The 19,376-nt window shown below is 46.6% G+C and carries 16 protein-coding genes; 5 read left to right on the top strand and 11 right to left on the bottom strand.

The features are described from left to right. Nucleotides 1-205: 205 nt before the first annotated feature. The 8 genes from L1285_RS09415 to L1285_RS09380 all read right to left on the bottom strand — a co-directional run bounded on the left by L1285_RS09415 (nucleotide 206) and on the right by L1285_RS09380 (nucleotide 8,574). On the bottom strand, nucleotides 206-574 hold the full coding sequence (locus L1285_RS09415; protein WP_235412127.1) for a hypothetical protein: 369 nt from the start codon (nucleotides 572-574) through the stop codon (nucleotides 206-208). A 30-nt stretch (nucleotides 575-604) separates the two neighbouring features. Next, nucleotides 605-1,654, bottom strand: a complete 1,050-nt coding sequence (locus tag L1285_RS09410) for a hypothetical protein (protein WP_235412126.1) — start codon at nucleotides 1,652-1,654, stop codon at nucleotides 605-607. A 211-nt stretch (nucleotides 1,655-1,865) separates the two neighbouring features. After that, nucleotides 1,866-2,267, bottom strand: coding sequence for a hypothetical protein (locus tag L1285_RS09405; protein WP_235412125.1), 402 nt, complete (start codon nucleotides 2,265-2,267; stop codon nucleotides 1,866-1,868). Nucleotides 2,268-2,293: 26 nt separating this feature from the next. Beyond that, nucleotides 2,294-3,343 (bottom strand): hypothetical protein, encoded by a 1,050-nt coding sequence (locus L1285_RS09400; protein WP_235412124.1) that lies wholly within the window; start codon nucleotides 3,341-3,343, stop codon nucleotides 2,294-2,296. A gap of 168 nt (nucleotides 3,344-3,511) precedes the next feature. Then, a complete protein-coding gene (locus tag L1285_RS09395) occupies nucleotides 3,512-3,823 on the bottom strand; it encodes a hypothetical protein (protein ID WP_235412123.1) in 312 nt (103 codons plus the stop codon). A 160-nt stretch (nucleotides 3,824-3,983) separates the two neighbouring features. Beyond that, a complete protein-coding gene (locus L1285_RS09390; RefSeq protein WP_235412122.1) occupies nucleotides 3,984-5,033 on the bottom strand; it encodes a hypothetical protein in 1,050 nt (349 codons plus the stop codon). A 32-nt stretch (nucleotides 5,034-5,065) separates the two neighbouring features. Beyond that, nucleotides 5,066-6,379, bottom strand: coding sequence for an HlyD family type I secretion periplasmic adaptor subunit (locus L1285_RS09385; protein ID WP_235412121.1), 1,314 nt, complete (start codon nucleotides 6,377-6,379; stop codon nucleotides 5,066-5,068). Further along, nucleotides 6,376-8,574, bottom strand: coding sequence for a type I secretion system permease/ATPase (locus tag L1285_RS09380; protein ID WP_268836010.1), 2,199 nt, complete (start codon nucleotides 8,572-8,574; stop codon nucleotides 6,376-6,378). The genes L1285_RS09385 and L1285_RS09380 overlap by 4 nt, the downstream gene beginning before the upstream one ends. Before the next feature lie 271 nt (nucleotides 8,575-8,845). Between L1285_RS09380 and L1285_RS09375 the strand changes: the two genes are divergently transcribed. The 3 genes from L1285_RS09375 to L1285_RS09365 all read left to right on the top strand — a co-directional run bounded on the left by L1285_RS09375 (nucleotide 8,846) and on the right by L1285_RS09365 (nucleotide 12,952). Then, complete coding sequence (locus tag L1285_RS09375) at nucleotides 8,846-10,438, top strand: ABC-F family ATPase (RefSeq protein ID WP_235412120.1); 1,593 nt, start codon at nucleotides 8,846-8,848, stop codon at nucleotides 10,436-10,438. Nucleotides 10,439-10,678: 240 nt separating this feature from the next. Next, nucleotides 10,679-12,334, top strand: a complete 1,656-nt coding sequence (locus tag L1285_RS09370; RefSeq protein ID WP_235412119.1) for an SUMF1/EgtB/PvdO family nonheme iron enzyme — start codon at nucleotides 10,679-10,681, stop codon at nucleotides 12,332-12,334. Between the two features lie 246 nt (nucleotides 12,335-12,580). Then, nucleotides 12,581-12,952, top strand: a complete 372-nt coding sequence (locus L1285_RS09365; protein WP_162197938.1) for a DUF1579 family protein — start codon at nucleotides 12,581-12,583, stop codon at nucleotides 12,950-12,952. A gap of 82 nt (nucleotides 12,953-13,034) precedes the next feature. Here L1285_RS09365 and L1285_RS09360 read toward each other — a convergent pair whose 3' ends face one another. Further along, a complete protein-coding gene (locus L1285_RS09360) occupies nucleotides 13,035-14,573 on the bottom strand; it encodes a hypothetical protein (RefSeq protein WP_235412118.1) in 1,539 nt (512 codons plus the stop codon). Nucleotides 14,574-14,957: 384 nt separating this feature from the next. Here L1285_RS09360 and L1285_RS09355 point away from each other — a divergent pair, with 384 nt between their 5' ends. Then, nucleotides 14,958-16,241 carry a sterol desaturase family protein gene (locus L1285_RS09355; protein ID WP_235412117.1) on the top strand — a complete coding sequence of 428 codons (1,284 nt, stop codon included), beginning with the start codon at nucleotides 14,958-14,960 and terminating at the stop codon, nucleotides 16,239-16,241. Between the two features lie 24 nt (nucleotides 16,242-16,265). Next, nucleotides 16,266-17,009 carry a DUF1295 domain-containing protein gene (locus tag L1285_RS09350; RefSeq protein WP_235412116.1) on the top strand — a complete coding sequence of 248 codons (744 nt, stop codon included), beginning with the start codon at nucleotides 16,266-16,268 and terminating at the stop codon, nucleotides 17,007-17,009. Nucleotides 17,010-17,084: 75 nt separating this feature from the next. On the opposite strand, the gene L1285_RS09345 is transcribed toward L1285_RS09350, so the two are convergent. Together L1285_RS09345 and L1285_RS09340 are read right to left on the bottom strand one after the other, a co-directional pair. Further along, nucleotides 17,085-18,905 carry a winged helix-turn-helix domain-containing protein gene (locus L1285_RS09345; protein ID WP_235412115.1) on the bottom strand — a complete coding sequence of 607 codons (1,821 nt, stop codon included), beginning with the start codon at nucleotides 18,903-18,905 and terminating at the stop codon, nucleotides 17,085-17,087. 61 nt (nucleotides 18,906-18,966) lie between these two features. After that, nucleotides 18,967-19,344 carry an MmcQ/YjbR family DNA-binding protein gene (locus L1285_RS09340; RefSeq protein ID WP_235412114.1) on the bottom strand — a complete coding sequence of 126 codons (378 nt, stop codon included), beginning with the start codon at nucleotides 19,342-19,344 and terminating at the stop codon, nucleotides 18,967-18,969. Nucleotides 19,345-19,376 lie beyond the last annotated feature (32 nt).

The raw sequence follows: 19,376 nt of genomic DNA, 5'->3' as shown, positions 1-19,376 counted from the left end.
TTATTTAAGTGGCGTAGCTCCTTAGCTACCAAAATCTATTCAATCTTCTGAAAAACCACAGAAATGCTAGCTCATTCAGACAACACATTTCACTGGCCTCTCGGCTTGATAACCTCCTTGAAACACCTCAACAAACCAATTAAATTTTAAAGCTCTTTATAACCTTGCAAAAAACACCTAAATGGCCTCTTTGGCTTTCTAATCTCTAATATAAAACACCAAACTCACTAAAACTAAAGGTATCCTTTGCTTTGGCTTTTAGTTCAGGGTCTGCAATCTTACCTTTGTATTCCTTTAAAATATCGTTGATTTTTTTGGTGTTAGCACTGAGGGTACTTTTGTTCCATTCTGCGTTATCAATGACCTTTTTAATTTCACTTTTAAATAGGCTGTAGTTAGCCCCAACATTATCATTACTATAACCGAGCTTATCCAGGACTTGTATAAGCACATCTTCATTTCTAAGGTTGTAACCAACACCAATTGTCGGTATCCCTTTATGATCAAAATAGATGTCTTTTTCAACACCTTCATATTCTGATACAAAATCAAAAATATTATTTTCACTAGTCAAAACACACTCCTTTCGCAATTAAAATAAAAACTAGTAGTTGTACCAAAAGCCACACCACCTCTCTGAGGTGGTATTTACATTACCAAGTTCAATCTTTAAAATTGTAACCTCTTGCTTCCCACCCCATCTCCGCGGTTCTAAGTTGGTTAAAAACTTATTTTCTGAAACGGCATAAAACTCATTGCCGAATTTGACAACATCATTTCTCCCTTTAACATTAAGCGCTTTGAGATTTCCATTCCCATCCAGTTTATAGTAAAAATTAACAAAACCATTCTCTATACTTTTATCTAAAACTTGACGTTCTGTGAGCGCTTCCCACTGTGCTTCTTTAACCTGCATTTCTATACCATCATCCCATGTATCACAAAAATAACTTGGCATAGAGTATTTTATGACCTTCTCTTTTTTTCCTTCTTTATTTATATCAATATTCGCCACCTCCATCCTTATGTGACCATTTTGATATTTGTTAAGCCTTTCCTTCCAAGTAAATGCTTTTGAATGCACGCTCTTTACGATTTGAGGATCTAGTTTTTTCAGCAACTCCGCCGTAACCGGTTTAAACGGCAACGTTGTAAACCCCGAACCGGATAAGTCCGGAAGTTTGCAGCCCCGAAAATCTTCCCTGGGTGTGCGGTTAAGCACCTTGAGGTAAGCCTGACATTCTTTATCTCCCCAGCCGTAGGTCGTCAGCCTGAAGTTCGGCAGTGGCGTGTCCTGACCATTGATCTGGGCTATCCGAGCCTGATAGGCTTGGGTAAAGCAGTCGTTTGTCTTGCATTGTGCCAGCACAGCTTTATCCCACTGCCGCTGCTCAGCCCAAAAGTCTTCTTTAGCGGCCATACAATCCCAATCATCCTCACGACGCAGAATCTCAGCCTCCTGACATAACCAGGCACGCTGGTTATGAAACGCCACATTCAGTGCTTCATTGGCCGCCTTTAAAGATGCCGACTGGCACACCCGTTTATCCAGCTCAGACGCAGGCTCTTTACAATCCGCGCCTACTGCCCAGACTGAGGGTGATATAATCAGCAAGCACAGACTGAGCCTGCTCAAGAGTAATTCTTTTTTCATTGCTATCCTTAAATTTTTTAACCAAATTAGTCTTTTAAAAAACTTTAACAATCTTTACTTAAGTGGCGTAGCTCCTTAGCTACCAAAATCTATTAAACCTTCTAAAAAATCACTGAAATGTAAGTTCATTCAAATAACACATTTCACTGGTTTCCCGGCTCGATAACTTTCTCAATACATTGATAAAAAGTTAAAAATCTTCATAACCGTGTCAAAAATGGCCTCTTTGGCTTTTGACTTTCCAATATAAAACGCCAAAATCACTAAAACCAAAGGTATCCTTCGCTTTGGCTTTTAATTCAGGGTCTGCAATCTTATCTTTGTATTCCTTTAAAATATCGTTGACTTTTTTGGTGTTAGCACTGAGGGTACTTTTGTTCCATTCGGTATTCTCAATGACTTCCTTTAGTTCACCTTTAAATAAATCGTAGTTATCTTCTCCTAAATTAGCTTTGCTATACCCCAGTTTATCCATAACTAGTAAGAGCACCTCTTTATTCTTCAGATTATAACCAACACCAATTGTTGGTATTCCTTTGCAATCAAGATAGATATCTTTCTCAACATCTTCATACTTCGATATAAAGTCAAATACATTCATCTCATCAGACAAAACTAAAACTCCTTTTAAAATTAAAATTAATAATTATACCAGAACCCACACCAATTTTCTTCTACATACCCATCACCACCTGCTTTAACATAATCAATTTCAACATAAGTTTTCCCGCCCCACGTTTCATAATCCCGCTTAGTTACAAGTCCATTTTTTGTAAAACTAAAGACTTTGTTTTCAAAAGCAACCAGCCTGTTCTTACTTCGCTTTCCAATAGACCTTAACTTACCGTCATTACCAACAGTATAATAATTCCTATGATAGCCGTGCTCTAAAGCTTTCTTAAAAACTCCATCCTGGCCTAGCTCACGCCATCTTTTTAATTTATCTTCCACACCCTCTTCATAACCAAGTCCTTCGCAAAATACATCAGGCCTGGAATACCTTACCAATCTTTCCTTATTTCCATCTCCATCAAGATCTAAATAAGTCATTTCCATCTTTATATAACCACTTTGATATTTTTTCAGTTGCTCCTGCCAGTTGGTTTGCTCTTTATGGTTACGCTGCGCTATTTGCTTATCCAGCTGCTTAAGCAGCTCTCCCTCAACCGCTTTAAAGGGTAGAGTCTTGAATCCTGAACCGCTCAGGTCGGGGAGTTTGCAACCCCGGAACTCTTCTCTGGGTGTGCGGTTAAGCACCTTGAGGTAGGCCTGACATTCTTTATCTCCCCAGCCGTAGGTCGTCAGCCTGAAGTTCGGCAGCGGCGTGTCCTGACCATTGATCTGGGCGACCCGAGCCTGATAGGCTTGGGTAAAGCAGTCGTTTGTCTTGCATTGTGCCAGCACAGCTTTATCCCACTGCCGCTGCTCAGCCCAAAAGTCTTCTTTAGCGGCCATACAATCCCAATCATCTTCACGACGCAGAATCTCAGCCTCCTGACATAACCAGGCACGCTGGTTATGAAACGCCACATTCAGTGCTTCATTGGCCGCCTTTAAAGATGCCGACTGGCACACCCGTTTATCCAGCTCAGACGCCGGCTCTTTACAATCCGCGCCTACTGCCCAGACTGAGGGTGATATAATCAGCAAGCACAGACTGAGCCTGCTCAAGAGTAATTCTTTTTTCATTGCTATCCTTAAATTTTTTAACCAAATTAGTCTTTTAAAAAACTTTAACAATCTTTACTTAAGTGGCGTAGCTCCTTAGCTACCAAAATCTATTAAACCTTCTAAAAAATCACTGAAATGTAAGTTCATTCAAATAACACATTTCACTGGTTTCCCGGCTCGATAACTTCAAGAAAAATTATCAACCCTTGATGAAAAAAACCTGTATAGCCGTTTAAAAATGGACTTCATGGCCTCTTTGGCTGCAGTATCATCGCCAAACTCACTAAAACTAAAGGTATCCTTTGCTTTGGCTTTTAGTTTCGGATTCGTGATTTTATCCTTATACTCTCTTAAAATATCGTTGATTTTTTTGGTGTTAGCACTGAGGGTACTTTTGTTCCATTCTGAGCCATTAAAAACAGTTCTTACGTCTTGCTCAAGATTGTTATAATTATCATTTAAAACAGATTCTCTATAACCAAGAGCATCGAGAACCAAATTTAGAACATCACTATTCCTAAGATTATACCCAACGCCTATTGTCGGTATCCCCTTATGATCAAGATAGATATATTTTCCACACCTTCACATTTTTACATGAAATCAGATACACTCTCTTCACTAGACAAAACAAACACTCCTTTTTTAAAAATCATCATTAATAGTTATACCAAAAACCACACCATGAGCTCAGTTCTAGACGTGATTTACTGAAATCAAACTTTGAAACTTTAATGTCTTGCTTACTTCCTACAGGGCCTGGGTTAATACTGTTCCTAAAGTAACCTTTTGAAACAGCATAGAAATCATTATTCATTCTAATAATTTCGTTCCTACCTTTAATGTTAAAATAACTAATAACTCCATCCACACCCAGTGTAAAATACGCATTATTGTAACCATTGCTCCTGGTCTTATTTAAAACTTCTTCATCAGGAAGAAGTTCCCATTCAGCTGCTTTATCCAACGGGCTTGCATCATATTCCCACATTTCACAATGGTAGTTAGGGTAAGAATATTTAACGATACGTTCGTTCTTTCCATCTTTATTAAGATCAACGTCAGCAATCTCCAACTTTAAATACCCACTTTGATATTTTTGCAATTGATCCTGCCAGTTGTTCTGTTTCCTGTGGTAAATCAGTGCTATTTGCTGATCCAGCTGCTTGAGCAGCTCTCCCTCAACCGGTTTAAAGGGCAGTGTCGTAAAACCAGAACCGGTCAAATCTGGAAGCTTACAGCTTCGAAAATCTTCCCTGGGTGTGCGGTTAAGCACCTTGAGGTAGGCCTGACATTCTTTATCTCCCCAGCCGTAGGTCGTCAGCCTGAAGTTGGGTAGTGGAGTGTCCTGGCCGTTGATCTGGGCGACCCGAGCCTGATAGGCACGGGTAAAGCAGTCGTTCGTCTTGCATTGTGCCAGCACAGCTTTATCCCACAGCTGCTGCTCAACCTCTAATGTCTTTTTAGCTTCTACACAGTCCCAGTCATCGTCATGCTGTAACTCACTCGCTAACTCACACAGCCATGCTCGTTGGTTGTAATAAGCAACTTGCAACGCGTTGTTTTCTATTTTGAGCATTGCCGACTTGCATATTAGTTTATCCAGCTCAGACGTCGGTTTTTTACAATTCGCGCCTACTGCCCAGACGCAGGGCGTCAGTAATAACAAGGTACTGCCGAGTACAGCCGATTTAGTGAAACCAGGCATAATGTTTCCTTTTTTAAATTAAGTGTTGTGCCTCAACGCTCACGGGCACCTTCGTCCAGGTGTTGAACAACAGGCGATAACAGAAATTCGATGATCCGACGCTGTCCAGTTTTTACTTCCGCAGAGACACTCATACCTGCGCTGAGCGGCACAACGCGGCCATCAACTTGGATAGTTTGTTGATTAATCGCTACTTTGACGGGAAAATATAGGCCAAGCTGCTCATCTTCTACCGCATCTGTAGACACGTCGAGTACTTCACCTTCGACGATCCCGTAACGGGTAAACGGAAAGCTGTCGATTTTCACCTCAACAATTTGCCCCCGGTAAGTAAAGCCAATGTCTTTGTTTAGCAGTCGTGCTTCTACTATCAGTTCATCTTCTGCAGGTACTATGGTCAGTAATTGTTGAGCTGGGGTCACCACTTCACCGAGTGTACTCAGTGCCAGCGCCTCCACAGTGCCGGACACAGGTGCATACAGCTTATTTTGGTTTAACAAAAACTGCGACTTTGCCAGTTCTTGCTGCGCATTCACTAACTCCTGCTGCAGCTGGTTGAGCTCGGCCTGAGCTGTGCGTATTAAGGCCGCTTTTAATGTTTCCTGCTCCTGCTGTGTTGCTTTAATGGTGGCCTGCAAGGTTTCTATGGTTGCCAGCTCAATATGACGCTGTTCACGGTTGTGAATCGCCGTTTGTTTTATTTCCAGATACTCTTCTCGCGAAACCAGTTTGTTAACTTGCAGTTGCTCCAGCGCTTGCGCTCGTTCCTCAACCAAAGGCAACACCTTGTCCAGCTGAGTCAGCTTCGCCTGCGCGCCAGCCAGTTCGGCTTCAAACCTGAGTAATTGCGATGACAGCGAGGCCCGCTCACTATGATACTCGGCCAGCTCAGCTTCCAGCAGCGCTTGCTGTGCCGGATTGAGTACTGCGGTGCTGGGTGGTTTAACCTGATTAAGACTCGCAATGAGCAGCTGCTTGCGCCGGATCTGCTGAGAAAAGTCCTGTGTTGACAATCTGATACGCTGAAAATTTGACTCGGTAATGGCCGGGTCGAAAGACACCAGTAGCTGGCCTTGCTCAACCCGCTGCCCTTCGTGCACATGGATCCCCCGCACCACAGCAGTTTCCAGCGGCTGGATCACTTTGACCTTTTGTTTGGGGATCAGCTGACCCTGTGCAATTGCCACGATATCTACCCGGCCAAAACAGGCCCAGATAATCGCAATGATTAAGCAAACCAGTAATGTCCAGACAATCGCCCGCGCCCCTTTTGGCGGCGGTGCAGCCTGGATCTCTAAAGCTGGTGCCAAAAATTCATATAACTGAGCGTCCGACTTGCGACTCATGGCGTCACCTCCGGCTCCAAAGAAGCGTACTGCACCTGTCCATGATGCTGTATATGCGACAAGTGCGCATAGTGGCCCCCCTTTCTGAGCAGCTCAAAATGGGTGCCCTGCTCCGCAACTTCCCCCTTGTCAATAACCAAAATACGGTCGGCATTTTGCACTGCACTCAGGCGATGGGCGATAATAAACACAGTGCGGTTGTTGGCGATACGTGCCATATTGTTGGCAATGATCTGCTCAGACTCATAGTCCAGTGCACTGGTCGCTTCGTCGAAAATAAGGATAGGCGGGTCGTTCACCAGTGCCCTGGCAATTGCCAGACGCTGTCGCTGACCACCCGAAAGCATGCCGCCTTGTTCACCTATCTGGGTATCATAAGCTTCTGGCAGTTGTAAGATAAACTCTTCAGCGCCAGCCAGCCGGGCCGCTTCAATTACCCGTTCCAATGGCATCGACGGGTCGCTCAGCGCAATATTGTCGCGCACGGAGGCATTAAACAAAAAGTTTTCCTGCAACACAACGCCAATTCGGGTCCTTAACCAGGCCGGTGGTAGTAAACTGATATCAATTCCGTCGATAAATACACGACCCTGATGGGGTAAGTACAAGCGCTGGATCAATCGGGTTAATGAGCTTTTTCCAGAACCTGAGCGGCCCACAATCCCAATTACCTCGCCCGCTTTGATGGTCAGGTTTATGTTATTCAAAACAGGCGGTCTGTTCGGAGCATAACGAAACTCAACATCTTCAAATCGCACCTCGCCACGCAGTTTTGGCAGCATCATATTATTTGAGCCTTGTGTTTCGGTGGGTGTATTCAGGACGTCCCCCAATCGAGCCAAAGATATTTTAGCTTGCTGAAAATCCTGCCATAAATTTGCAAATCGCATGATGGGCGCAGCAACACGCTGTGCAAGAATATTAAATGCAATAAACTGACCTATGGTAAGCACGCCACTGGTAACAGCAATGGCACCAAAATAGAGGATCAATAACCCGGTTACTTTTGTTACATACCCGGACAACTGACCATAAATATTATTAAGCTGAAACGCCTGAAATGAAACCCGGACGTAATTTGCCAGTTTTTCATCCCAGCGCTGCCTGAGCTGGGGTTCAACCGCCAGAGATTTGATGGTTTCGATGCCATTGACAGATTCGACCAAAAACGAATGATTTTCTGCACTACGCTGAAACTTAGCCTCCAGCCGGGTTCTGAGACTTGGTCCCATCAGCAAGGCAATCACAAAGTAACAAGGCAGACTGGCAACCACAATCCATGTCAAACCCGGCGCGTAATAAAACATGATGGCAAAAAAGACCACGGTAAAAAACATGTCCAGGACCACAGTAAGAGCAGATCCGGTCATAAACTCCCGGATGGTATCCAGCTCTTTTATGCGGGCCACAGTGTCTCCAACCCGACGTGACTTAAAGTAAGCCAGCGGTAAAGACAGCATATGCTGGTAAAGCTCACTACCCAGACTCACATCGACACGGTTAGTCGTATGACTGAACAAATATGAACGTAATCCAGTTAGTATTACTTCAAACGTGATCACAAAGAAAAAGCCGATGGCCAGCACATCGAGCGTCGTCATGCCTTTGTGTACCATGACTTTATCTATTGCGACCTGGAAAAAAATAGGCGAAGCCAGTGCCAGCAATTGAATAAAGAACGAAGCCAACAGCACGTCTGTAAAATACACTTTATATCTGGCCAGTGCGGGTAAAAACCATTTAAAGCCAAACTTAACCTGACTTGCGCCTTGTCTGGAACGTGGCGTCAGCATCAGCATTCTGGGTTTAAACTCAGCAATAAACTGGGCCTGAGTGATCTCTTGTGGTGGCTGTTGCAGGTCACTGTGCTGCACTAAAACCCCTTCTGAGGTAATTTTAGCGATAACAAAAAATTGACCATCCTGAGTTTCAGCCATGACCGGAAGTAAATCCTCATTAAGTTTTTCTAACTTAACAACTTTAAACTTGGCTTTATATCCAACTGAGCGAGCAGCTCTCAGGATCTGAATATCAGAAAATTCATCATCACTATCAGCGCTGATCACAAATTCATGACGAATATCATTTATATTTATGGACTTTCTATGAAACTTACCGATTAATGACAGGCATAGGATGGCATTATCGAAACGTGTTTGCGCCGATCTTTGTTCATTATTATTATTAACTTTCAAAGTTAAATTTCCTTTTCCCAAAAAGGGACGTTCCTTTTCCGCAGACTTTATCAATCGAATATTTCAACTTCAATAAAAAAGTACCAGTTTATGACTCAAACATAAGTTGCTGAAAGAACTTGTATATTAATCGTTCCGACGTGTTACTTTTTCTTCTCACTGAACTTGGTTTGCAGCGCCTTTGCCGCTAAGTGTAAAGCTTCAATATCCTTCCCCCTCATACGCGATTTAATGCTAAAATCGCGGCAATTGAATCTAATGAGCACCCCTTATGCTGTCTTGTAACAACATCACCATGCAGTTTGGCGCCAAGCCGCTGTTTGAAAATATCTCGGTCAAATTTGGCGACGGTAATCGCTACGGTCTGATCGGCGCCAATGGCTGTGGTAAATCGACCTTTATGAAGATCCTCAGCAAAGAGCTTGAGGCCAGCGCGGGTAACGTCTCTTACGATCCCAACGAGCGCATCGCGAAACTAAACCAGGATCAGTTTGCCTACGAGGAATTCTCTGTGGTCGATACGGTCATCATGGGTCATAAAGAGTTGTGGGAAATAAAACAGGAACGCGACCGCATCTACTCACTGCCCGAAATGAGTGAAGAAGATGGCATGAAAGTGGCCGATCTGGAAACTCAGTTTGCCGAAATGGACGGGTATGCCGCCGAAGCTAAAGCGGGTGAGCTGCTGTTAGGTGTAGGTATTCCAACCGAGCAACACTACGGACCTATGTCTGAAGTTGCACCCGGCTGGAAACTACGAGTGCTGCTAGCGCAGGTACTGTTTGCCGAGCCAGACATCATGCTGCTCGACGAACCCACCAACAACCTGGACATCTATACTATCAAGTGGCTGGAAGACGTGCTTAACCAGCGCGACTGCACCATGATCATCATCTCGCACGACCGCCACTTCCTGAATTCGGTGTGTACGCACATGGCCGATATCGACTACGGCGAGCTACGCATTTACCCGGGTAACTACGACGAGTACATGCTTGCGGCCACTCAGGCGCGGGAACGTCTGCTGGCTGACAACGCTAAGAAAAAAGCTCAGATCACTGAACTTCAACAGTTTGTATCACGCTTCTCGGCAAACGCTTCAAAAGCGAAGCAGGCCACGTCTCGTGCCAAACAAATAGACAAGATCCAGCTGGAAGAAGTGAAAGCCTCAAGCCGTCAGAATCCGTTTATTCGCTTCGAACAATCCAAACAGCTATTCCGTAATGCACTGGAGCTGGAAAATCTTTCGCAAGGTTTTGACGAAACCCTGTTCAGTGGCCTCAACGGACTGGTCGAAGTGGGCGAAAAAGTCGCGATCATCGGTGAAAATGGCGTGGGTAAAACCACCTTGCTGAACACACTGGCCGGGCGCATGGCACCTAAGTCGGGTGAGTTTAAATGGTCTGAAAATGCCAACATTGGTTACTATGCTCAGGACCATGCGGATGAGTTTGAAAAAGACTTAGATCTGTTTCAGTGGATGGAACAGTGGCAACAGGAAGGCGATGATGAGCAGGTAGTACGTGGATTCCTGGGTCGTATGCTGTTCTCACAAAACGACATTAAAAAGTCCGTTAAGGTGATTTCCGGGGGTGAGCAGGGTCGTATGCTGTTCGGTAAGCTGATGATGCACAAGCCGAATATTCTGTTAATGGATGAACCGACCAACCACATGGATATGGAATCCATTGAATCACTGAATATGGCACTGGAGCAGTACGAAGGCACCCTGTTCTTCGTGTCACACGACCGCCAGTTTGTTTCTTCTTTGGCCACGCGCATTTGGGAGATCAAAGACGGTCAGATCATTGACTTCCAGGGCACTTACGACGAATACCTGGCTAAGCAAGCAGCTGAGCAGTAAGCCTGACTTTCTGGCCGCGCCCTGCGGCCAGAATTACCCACCCAACAAGCTTGTTATTTTCCCCGCATAACTTTATTTCAAAAAGCTTAAATAAGCAGCCTTATCAAAAGCTTAATAAAAACCCCATGACTAAACTCAAGCTAAAATATTTCTATTTTTCTCTCTTTGTAAAAATTCGCTAGGATTTTACCCTCTCTGCTTAGGCATGGTGAAGGCGTCTTTTTTACAGGAAAAATAATCATGAAATTCACACTTCCTCATTCGACGCTTTTACTGCTGACCATCTGTGCACCCGCACTCGCCGGTAAAACCCCTTCACCCATTGAACCCATTATGGTTACGCTCCCGCCAGGCAGCTTTATTATGGGTACTACAGACAATAAGAACAGCCAGCCGGTTCATACTGTAACGCTGCCAGAGTTTAGCCTGGGCAAATATGAGGTCACGGTCAGAGAGTATCGACGCTTTGTAGAAGCGACCGGCTTTGTGGCACCGCAGGAATGCTATCACCAGCTTGATAGCTGGTTTATTGGCAGCACACCGGGTAGCTGGGATAACAACAGCCTGACAGACAATGAGTTCCAGCCTGCTATCTGTGTCAGCTGGGCGGGCGCGAAAGCCTATGTGGACTGGCTGGCAAGAACGACGGGGAAACCCTACCGACTACCCACTGAGGCGGAATGGGAATATGCGGCAAAAGGAGCGGTTCAGACGCGCTTTTATTTTGGCAACGACCCCAAACATCCCTCAGTCTGCCAATACGAGAACACGGCAGATCTCAGTGGTGAAAATGCATTGCAGCGTACCACCAGCAGTACCTATGTGAACTTTGTTGATGGGTTTGCCGATTGTGTCGATCATGCTACGTATGCCAGTGTTGTTGGCATGTACCAGCCCAACCCCTATGGTTTGCACGACATGCTCAGCAACGTAGCCGAATTGATGGGTGATTGCTTTGAGGACGACTATCAAAACGCCCGCTCCGATGGCAAAGCCTTATCGTCCGAGCAGTGTGACAGGCGCGCCGTTCGCGGCAGCAGCTGGCACTGGAATATCTGGCCGGTCACCCGCCGCGGCAGCCAGCCCGAAAACTTTGCCGGGGCTGCGGAAGGCTTTCGCGTCGCACTAGATGGCCCGGCTCCCAAATCCAGCAAAACCACGCAACACTTTAAAAAACAGCTCGCCTTCGCGCAGCAGCAGGAACAAAGTCGGCGCGACCAGCAGTTTGCTTACCCTATGCCAGTAACTGGCCTCACCCTGTCACAAAGCCATGGTAATACTGTACTCAGCTGGGATCCTAGCCCAGAAAAAGACATTGCCGGTTATCGTATTTATCGAAATCAAAGTGCAGGCTCTATGTTTGCACTGATGGCTGACAATGTCATAGATACTCGATTTATTGATGCCAATGCCTCTCCCAATGTGTATGAGTATACGGTGGTCGCGGTGCGCCGCAATCTGCAAAGTAACTACAGTAATGTGGTTAAAACCCCAGGGACGGTCTTTTCTATTCCTGGCAGAATTGAAGCCGAATACGCCCATGCAATCACAGGCGCAAACTCAGCCCGTACCTCAGACATTGACGGGCGCTTTAACCTCACCGGTGGCAATGGTATAGCCGAAGACGCACAACTAAAATACCAGGTTAACGTTAGCCAAAGCGGTCACTATCGCCTGAGTTACCGAGTTGCCGGACCTCGCGATGGTAAGGGCTTTAGCGTAATCCTTGACGAAAAGCCTCTGGGCGAACACGCAGTAAAAGGCACCGGGGGTTTTCACCAGTGGCAAACGCAGCAGGGTCCGCGTATCTTCCTGAGCGCCGGTCAGCATACACTGACCCTTCATTCTCACGACAGCCACTGGAAACTGAACTGGCTGGCACTGGATAGCGAATAACACAGAAATCGGGGAAACGCGGTTTCCCCGTCTTGCCTAATCACGATAACAGTGACTATTTTTATAAAGGGTGTGGATCCGACTTATCACTCAGATGGTCGACAATACGGAATGCACTACCAGATGCTCATAAAGACCTTAAGTATATTGCTCATTGCCTGCTGCTCATTTGCTCTGCAGGCTCGCTCGCTTTGCGACAGCCCTCACTATCATGCCTTTGATTTTTGGGTTGGTGAATGGCGGGTCATGTCAAAAGGTCAGTTTGCTGGTAATAGCAAAATCACAAAAATACTCAATGGTTGCGTGATCCTGGAGGAATACCAGGCAGTGTCCGGCTATCAGGGAAAAAGCCTCAATATCTTCGACAAGCAACAACAGCAGTGGCACCAAAGCTGGACCGACAACGCCGGTTTGCTACTGCAGCTGAACGGCAACCGCGACAATAACGGTATGGTGTTACAAGGTCCGGGGCTGGATAGCGAAGGCAAACCCGTGTTACACCGCATTACCTGGCAACCCAAACAAGATGACACGGTACACCAACACTGGCAGTCTTCAGCCAACGAGGGCAAATCCTGGCAAACCTTGTTTTATGGTATTTACCATAAAATTCAATAACCAATGGTCGCGTGCTGATGTGGGGGCTAACATTTCATTAAGCATAAAAAAGCGCAGACTCGTCTGCGCTTGCTCCTGTCCGTTACTGTGCGGGTATCGCCGGCCAGTAACCCAGCACAAAGTTATCCATCTCTCCTTTGATGCTGGCATTACCATAAGCACGCACCCTGACCAGAATGCGATATAATCGCCGTTCGGAGTCTACCGGATAGACGTCATACAGTGCGAAACTGCCAACGCCCAAAACCCGCTCTTTACAGTAACTGTCTTTACCTCCTGCCATGTAATATACATCTGTACAGACTCTGACCGGCGTATCTTTCTGGGCATCTTGTAGTTGCACGGCGATCTGAGTATAGACTTTGTCTGCGTAATACTGATTAGCCCAACCAAAGTAATGGGTAAACCCGGCCTGACGCCATGGGTTCATCTCAAAGCCCAGGCTTTGCTCACCGCTGATCACCTGTTGAGCCTGACTGATAAGCGTAACGTCTTGCGGTGAACTGGTAGTAAACCCACCCGAGTCGGTTTCAAAACCAGACGCCGCAATGGTCACCAGACCGTCTGACAGGCTGGTCCCTGAATGCAATGTGAGACTGTTTAATAACACGGCCCCATCAGCCTCAATACGCAGCTCAGTAGATGCAATATCTGTGGTCAGGCCATCTTTACCTAAATCTACGATAATCGGCACCACGGCTGTACTGTTCGGTGCAATATAATAGCTGGGAGCAAACACGGCACTGTGATCTGCGTCTCTAAACTGCTTTTGATAGCTGGCGCTGCCATAAAGCTGCGCACTCACCGGCTGGGAGCTTGAGTTAGTAATACTCGCCTGATACATCAGATACTCAGGATAGGTGTGAGAAAACTCAGGCGCCTCGAGATGAAACCGGGTAGTGTAACGACCAGATGAGGCTTGACTCAGACGCAAACTTGTCGTGCCATTGTCGTGCGTTAAAGTCGGTGTATCACTGAAAAAAGTGTCGACCTGCGCCTCGCTCAACTCAGAGAAATCCCGTCCTTGCCAAAATAGATCTACCTGCGCATTGCGCTGATGGCTGCCTTCATTGAGCGTGATTTCGAGATTATCCAGATAGACGGTTTCATTAGGCAAGGCATAGCTGTCGAGAAACCAGGTTACCTTATGGATGGCTTTGCCCGCAGGCAAAGTAACCTGGCAATTATGTGAATAAATACTTTGCTGGTAAGTCGGCACGTCGTCATTACGTGACACATAAGACTGATACACGTTGCCATCGGCATATTCAATCTCAAACATACACTGCACGATAGTATAGGGCCTGCGACTATGAATATCAGACAGTGGCATCGCTATGTCGAACGATGCATTCAACTGGCTCACCTTCGGCAGTGTTCTCATGATCATTGCTTCGGTGCCAACTCGATAGTGCCCTTCGCTGGTCATCGCCAGGCTCTTATCTCCACTGATAGGTCTGAGCGATGAGGCCTCAAATTGGCTTAACGCGCCATCTGCCACGAAAAGGCCCACATAGCCACTATCAAAGTTCTGACTGACCAGCGTTGTTGTGGCGTTTGAAGCCTGAACGGCTGCGGTAAAGGCCAGCAAACTGACCAGGGGTAAAATAGTTTTGGACATAACTTTATTTCCTTTTTTGTATCCCTAAGCCCTATCGGCCAGTCTGAAAAAATATTGAGTAAATACTCAAGACTTATTCTCATTTGACAATGGATGAGAAAAAATTATTCCAAATCCATTTTTTAATCACAATTTAAAAACATAGTATTAACCTTATGGCATTTGGCACAGACGGCTTAGAACCTGCTAGTAGCAAGACAATTAATCTCTCGTGACATGACCTGGCATAAAAAGCGTGAAACAAAGGATAAAACAATGTTAATATAAATTTACATAATTTACTTTTTATCACACATATCTGGTAAGGCGGATGGCAAAGGCATGTTTACATACAGTGACCGGTAAGCCACCGTCGAAATGAAGACATCACTCTAAGGGATTAACATGGATCTCAACTTTACCGAAGAAGTAATGTACACCCTGCCCTTTTATCTGGGCCCGCTATTTATTCTGGCAACCATTAACTTTTTACGAAAACAAAAAAACTATCGCCTTAACGACACGCTCACCAATGCCACCATTGCGCTTGGCAATTTGGGGTTGTCCTTTATTTTTTTACTTGCCGTAGTCGCACTGTATACGCTGGTATATAACGAGTATCGCTTATTCGAACTCGACCAAAGTAACCCGCTGATCTATGTGCTGGCATTCTTTGTTTATGACTTTTTGTATTACTGGAATCACCGCTTTCACCATATGATAGGGCTGTTCTGGGCCGACCATCTGGTGCATCACACCGCAGAGAATTTTAACTTTGGGGTTTCTATTCGGATCAGCTATTTCACTGAACTCACCATGTGGATGACCTTTATTCCTATGGCATTTATGGGCATTTCACTGGAAGTGTTCCTGGCCGCCAGTTATACCCAGATCATCTGGGCATTTTGTATCCACACTAAATACCTGAAAAAGACCCCGCGAGCTGATAAGATTTTTAATACCCCTTCGCTGCATCGCGTGCATCACGCCCGCAACCGTCAGTATATAGATAAAAACTATGGCGGCATTTTGATCATCTGGGATCGCTTGTTTGGCACCTACCAACGCGAGCTGGAAGATGTTCCTGTGGTATACGGCGTACGTGAATCCTACCCGAGTTTTAGCCCTTTGGTGATCAACTCCTATTACCTCAAAACCATCTGGCAAAAAATCAAATGTTCCAGCTCCGTGTTTGAGGTGTTTTGCTCTGTTTTCGCGCCACCTGCCTGGCTCCCTAAAAACGCCAACAAAGCGGATTTTTACTCGCTCACCGCCAAGGTACGCTCTAAAGACTTTAAGCCAAAAGACCCCCTCATCTGTAAACGTACCAAATGGACCGCATTCGTGCGCTTTAGCGCCATTGTGGTCGTATTTACCTATCTAATGAGCTATTTTGGCGAGCTACCCACTTTACCGCTGGTGAGTATGTCACTGCTGTTTTTCTGGTTATGTCACTTTAATGGTCTGGTTTTTGATGGTGCCAAAGTGGGCCTGCATATGGAGGCGGTCACACAGCTGTTGTATGGTTTAATTTTGTACTGGGCAATTACGACTGAACAAGCTGCCTGGGTAACGTTAGGGACTGCCACACTGGCGCTGATATCTCTGTGTAATTACATGATCTATCGTACACGTACTGTTGAGCCCGTGGCGCTGGCCGCAGAGCCCCAACACCAGACAACCACTTAAGCTATATCGATTGAAGGAAAAAATATGGAAACAGTAAATCATAACTCGGACAGTCAAAATGCCGGTGGCGGGGTCAACCGCGAACATGGCCGCACCGTGGCACAAAGATGGACCTTTGTTGGCCTGCACTTTGGTTTAGTGCTTTTTTGTGCCTGGCTGGCACTGGCCGAAGGCTGGACACACATAGGCCAACTCTTTGGCCAGCAATGGACCTTAGTTGATCAAGACAGAGCCCTGCTCATGCTGGCGTGCGTTTTTGTCTACTGGCTGCGACACGCCATTACTGTACTGTATCTGTTGCAGCGCCGCATCGATTGGGGTGAGGCGCTGGGCTTGCTGTGCTTTATGGCGTTTTTCGAAATCGGCCTGCTGCTGGTCGGCGGTGGTGCATTCAGAGCTGAGGTGATCCCCTTTGGTACTTTGGATATCGTGGCGCTGGCACTGCTGGTAATTGGCTCATACCTGAACAGCGGCTCTGAGATCCAGCGTAAATGGTGGAAACAAGACCCGGCAAACAAAGGCCAGTGTTACACTCAGGGTTTGTTTAAATACTCAATGCACATCAATTACTTTGGTGATGTCGTCCTGTTCACCGGCTGGTGCTTACTGAGTTATAACTACTGGACTCTGCTGCTGCCTTTCTTTATGGCGTACTCTTTTATCAGCTTCCATATTCCGGCGCTCGATGGCTATTTGTCAGAGCGTTACGGTGAGAAGTTTGATCAGTATGCGGCAAAAACCAAAAAGCTGATCCCCTTCGTATACTAAGGCCCTGCTTGCCAGGCTCAACGGTCCTGATGGTCCCTGAGTCTGGCACCTCAATTAACATTAACTAATCCAGGCTCAGTCACTGTTCGGTGCCAGATTGAGTGCCAGTAACTGCGCTGCATTCTGAGTTCGCCAATCCGGCGTTGCATGTTCGCTGATATACTGGGCATAAAAGTCGCTGTTGACGCCCAGCTCAATGGGCATCTGACACAACAACAGCGCAACATCGAGGCCAATCCGGCGATCTCCCGATAACTGCGCCAGTTCAAAGGCACGCAGCGCAAGCGGCAGAAGCTCTGCCTGAGTTTGAGCAGCTGCAGCATACATGACTGCCAGGTAAGCGCTCTGAACATTGTCCGGGCTCACACTGTCGACCAGCGACTGGGCCTCAGCATATCGTCCTTCACTCAGATAATAGCGAACCAGGGATTTTCGACTGGCCTGAGCGACCCAGTGGTTCGGTGTTAAAGCAGTGTACTCCAGTACTTGCCGGTAATGAGGTTCTTTGTCAGCGGGTTTGTCCGCAAAAATGGCGTAATGAAAGGGCACTTTGGCAAAGTGATAAATCGGCAATTCATAGCCTCGCATTTTCTCCTCAGCCTGCCTCAGGTAAAGATATTTATCATTATCCTGATGGTTTTTACTCGCCATAATGGACAAATAAGTCAGGGCATCTAGCTCTCTGGCAATATCCTGTGCCTGAACAGCCAGTTGTGCCGAGCGCAGCAGGCTGGTTTTGACCTGTCCATAGTTACCCTGTAAATGATACAACCATGAACGACTGTGCCAGACACCCGCCTGCGCCCTCAGATCCTGACTGATTTCCAGCGCCTCCAGGGCGGCATCCAGTCTTATCAGGCTCAGGTCGACCAGGTTTTTGCGTAACAAAATTTCGCCCTGATAGGCCAGTGCGCGACCCAGTTGCTGTGAATTGGTTTGCGTTTTGGCCAGCACTGCCAGCTTCTCTGCCATTGCCATCGCTTTTTCCAGCTCCCGAACATCGAGATAGGCACTAACCAAGGCCCCCAACAGGACCAGATCCTCTGGTGCAGCCTGATGTGCCTGAGTCAGCATGGCCAGTTTCAGGTCAGGAGAATGCGGGTTCTGCAATAAAGACTGTACCACAGGCTGATTGAGGTGATGATAGAGCAGCTGCTTAACCGTTTGAGGGGTTTCACCATGCAATACACCCTGCCACTGCCCAGCCGGCCCTTTTAGCCAGAAAGTCAGGTACCAAAGGGAGTCGACATAGCGGGCACTGGCAGTGAGGATAACCGGGTGTTGTGGTGCCACTTCAGGATAAACCAGCTCTTGTGATGTTCTGAAATGGGCGGCAGAAAGCGTGGTAACGGCGGTAAAGTCCAGCCGGGCTGTGTCTTGAAGTTGCCACTCATCTGCTTGTGCACCTTCAAATGGCAAGTAAGCCAGCGCAAAGGAAGCGTGCTCAGGCTCGTCGCGCTGGATGATAAAAACCACGGCAAACAGGACTAATATGCAGCTCATTAGTATGCCAAGCCACTTTGCGCCAGAATGACGCACAGGCAGAGCGGTATCGGTCACTGCCACTTGCGGCTGTGTATTATTAACCCTTAACTCTGTTATCGGCTCGCCAAGCGGTCGTTGCCACTGATAACCTCGCTTTGCATAGGTTTTGATGGCGTCGTTGCCGAATAAGGCCCGCAAATGACTGATATTCTGAAACACCGCCTGTTCAGAGACTACCTTGCCCTGCCACACTTCATTCAGGATCTCTTCTTTACTGAGCACGCGGTGGGGGTTTGCCAGCAACAGCGCAAGGAGCCTTGCCTCATTATGACGAATCGCAAGCGCTGCCCCCGCACGGTGCAAAGTCAAATCTTTTCTGTCAAACTCAAAGTCATCAAACCGGTAACGCATGGTGATAGGTAATTATTGTTAGTTCACTCCCCGCCAGCATAACCCAATTACCACCGAAACACTAAAGGTATACCTGCACGGCCTCGCGCTGCTTTTTGGTCATCTTTGCGATTACCAGTAAAAAGGAATTGTCTATCATACGTTCGATTTCTCCGCGCGGCACTGTGCCATCGAGGATCACGGTATTCCACAACCGCTTATTCATATGATAACCGGGGATCACCGAATCAAAGATATCCCGCAGCGCCTGCGCCTCATCCGGGTCGCATTTCAGATTCAGCCACCAGTGACGCGTTTCTCCTTCGTTGTATTTGCCAGGAGACAGCGTGGCAAACATTTTGTCTTTCACTTTAAACACGTCGACGCCCTCGCCAAAGGGCTGGCCGACGCTTGAAAAAGGCTTACTAAGTAGATAGGTGTGCGCCTGAGTATGGTCCATGGTGAATTCCTTTGCCGTTGTTATACATGCAC

Source organism: Pseudoalteromonas sp. DL2-H2.2 (assembly GCF_021532535.1).
GTDB lineage: Bacteria > Pseudomonadota > Gammaproteobacteria > Enterobacterales > Alteromonadaceae > Pseudoalteromonas > Pseudoalteromonas rubra_A.
This window is presented reverse-complemented; position numbering and strand designations above follow the sequence as displayed.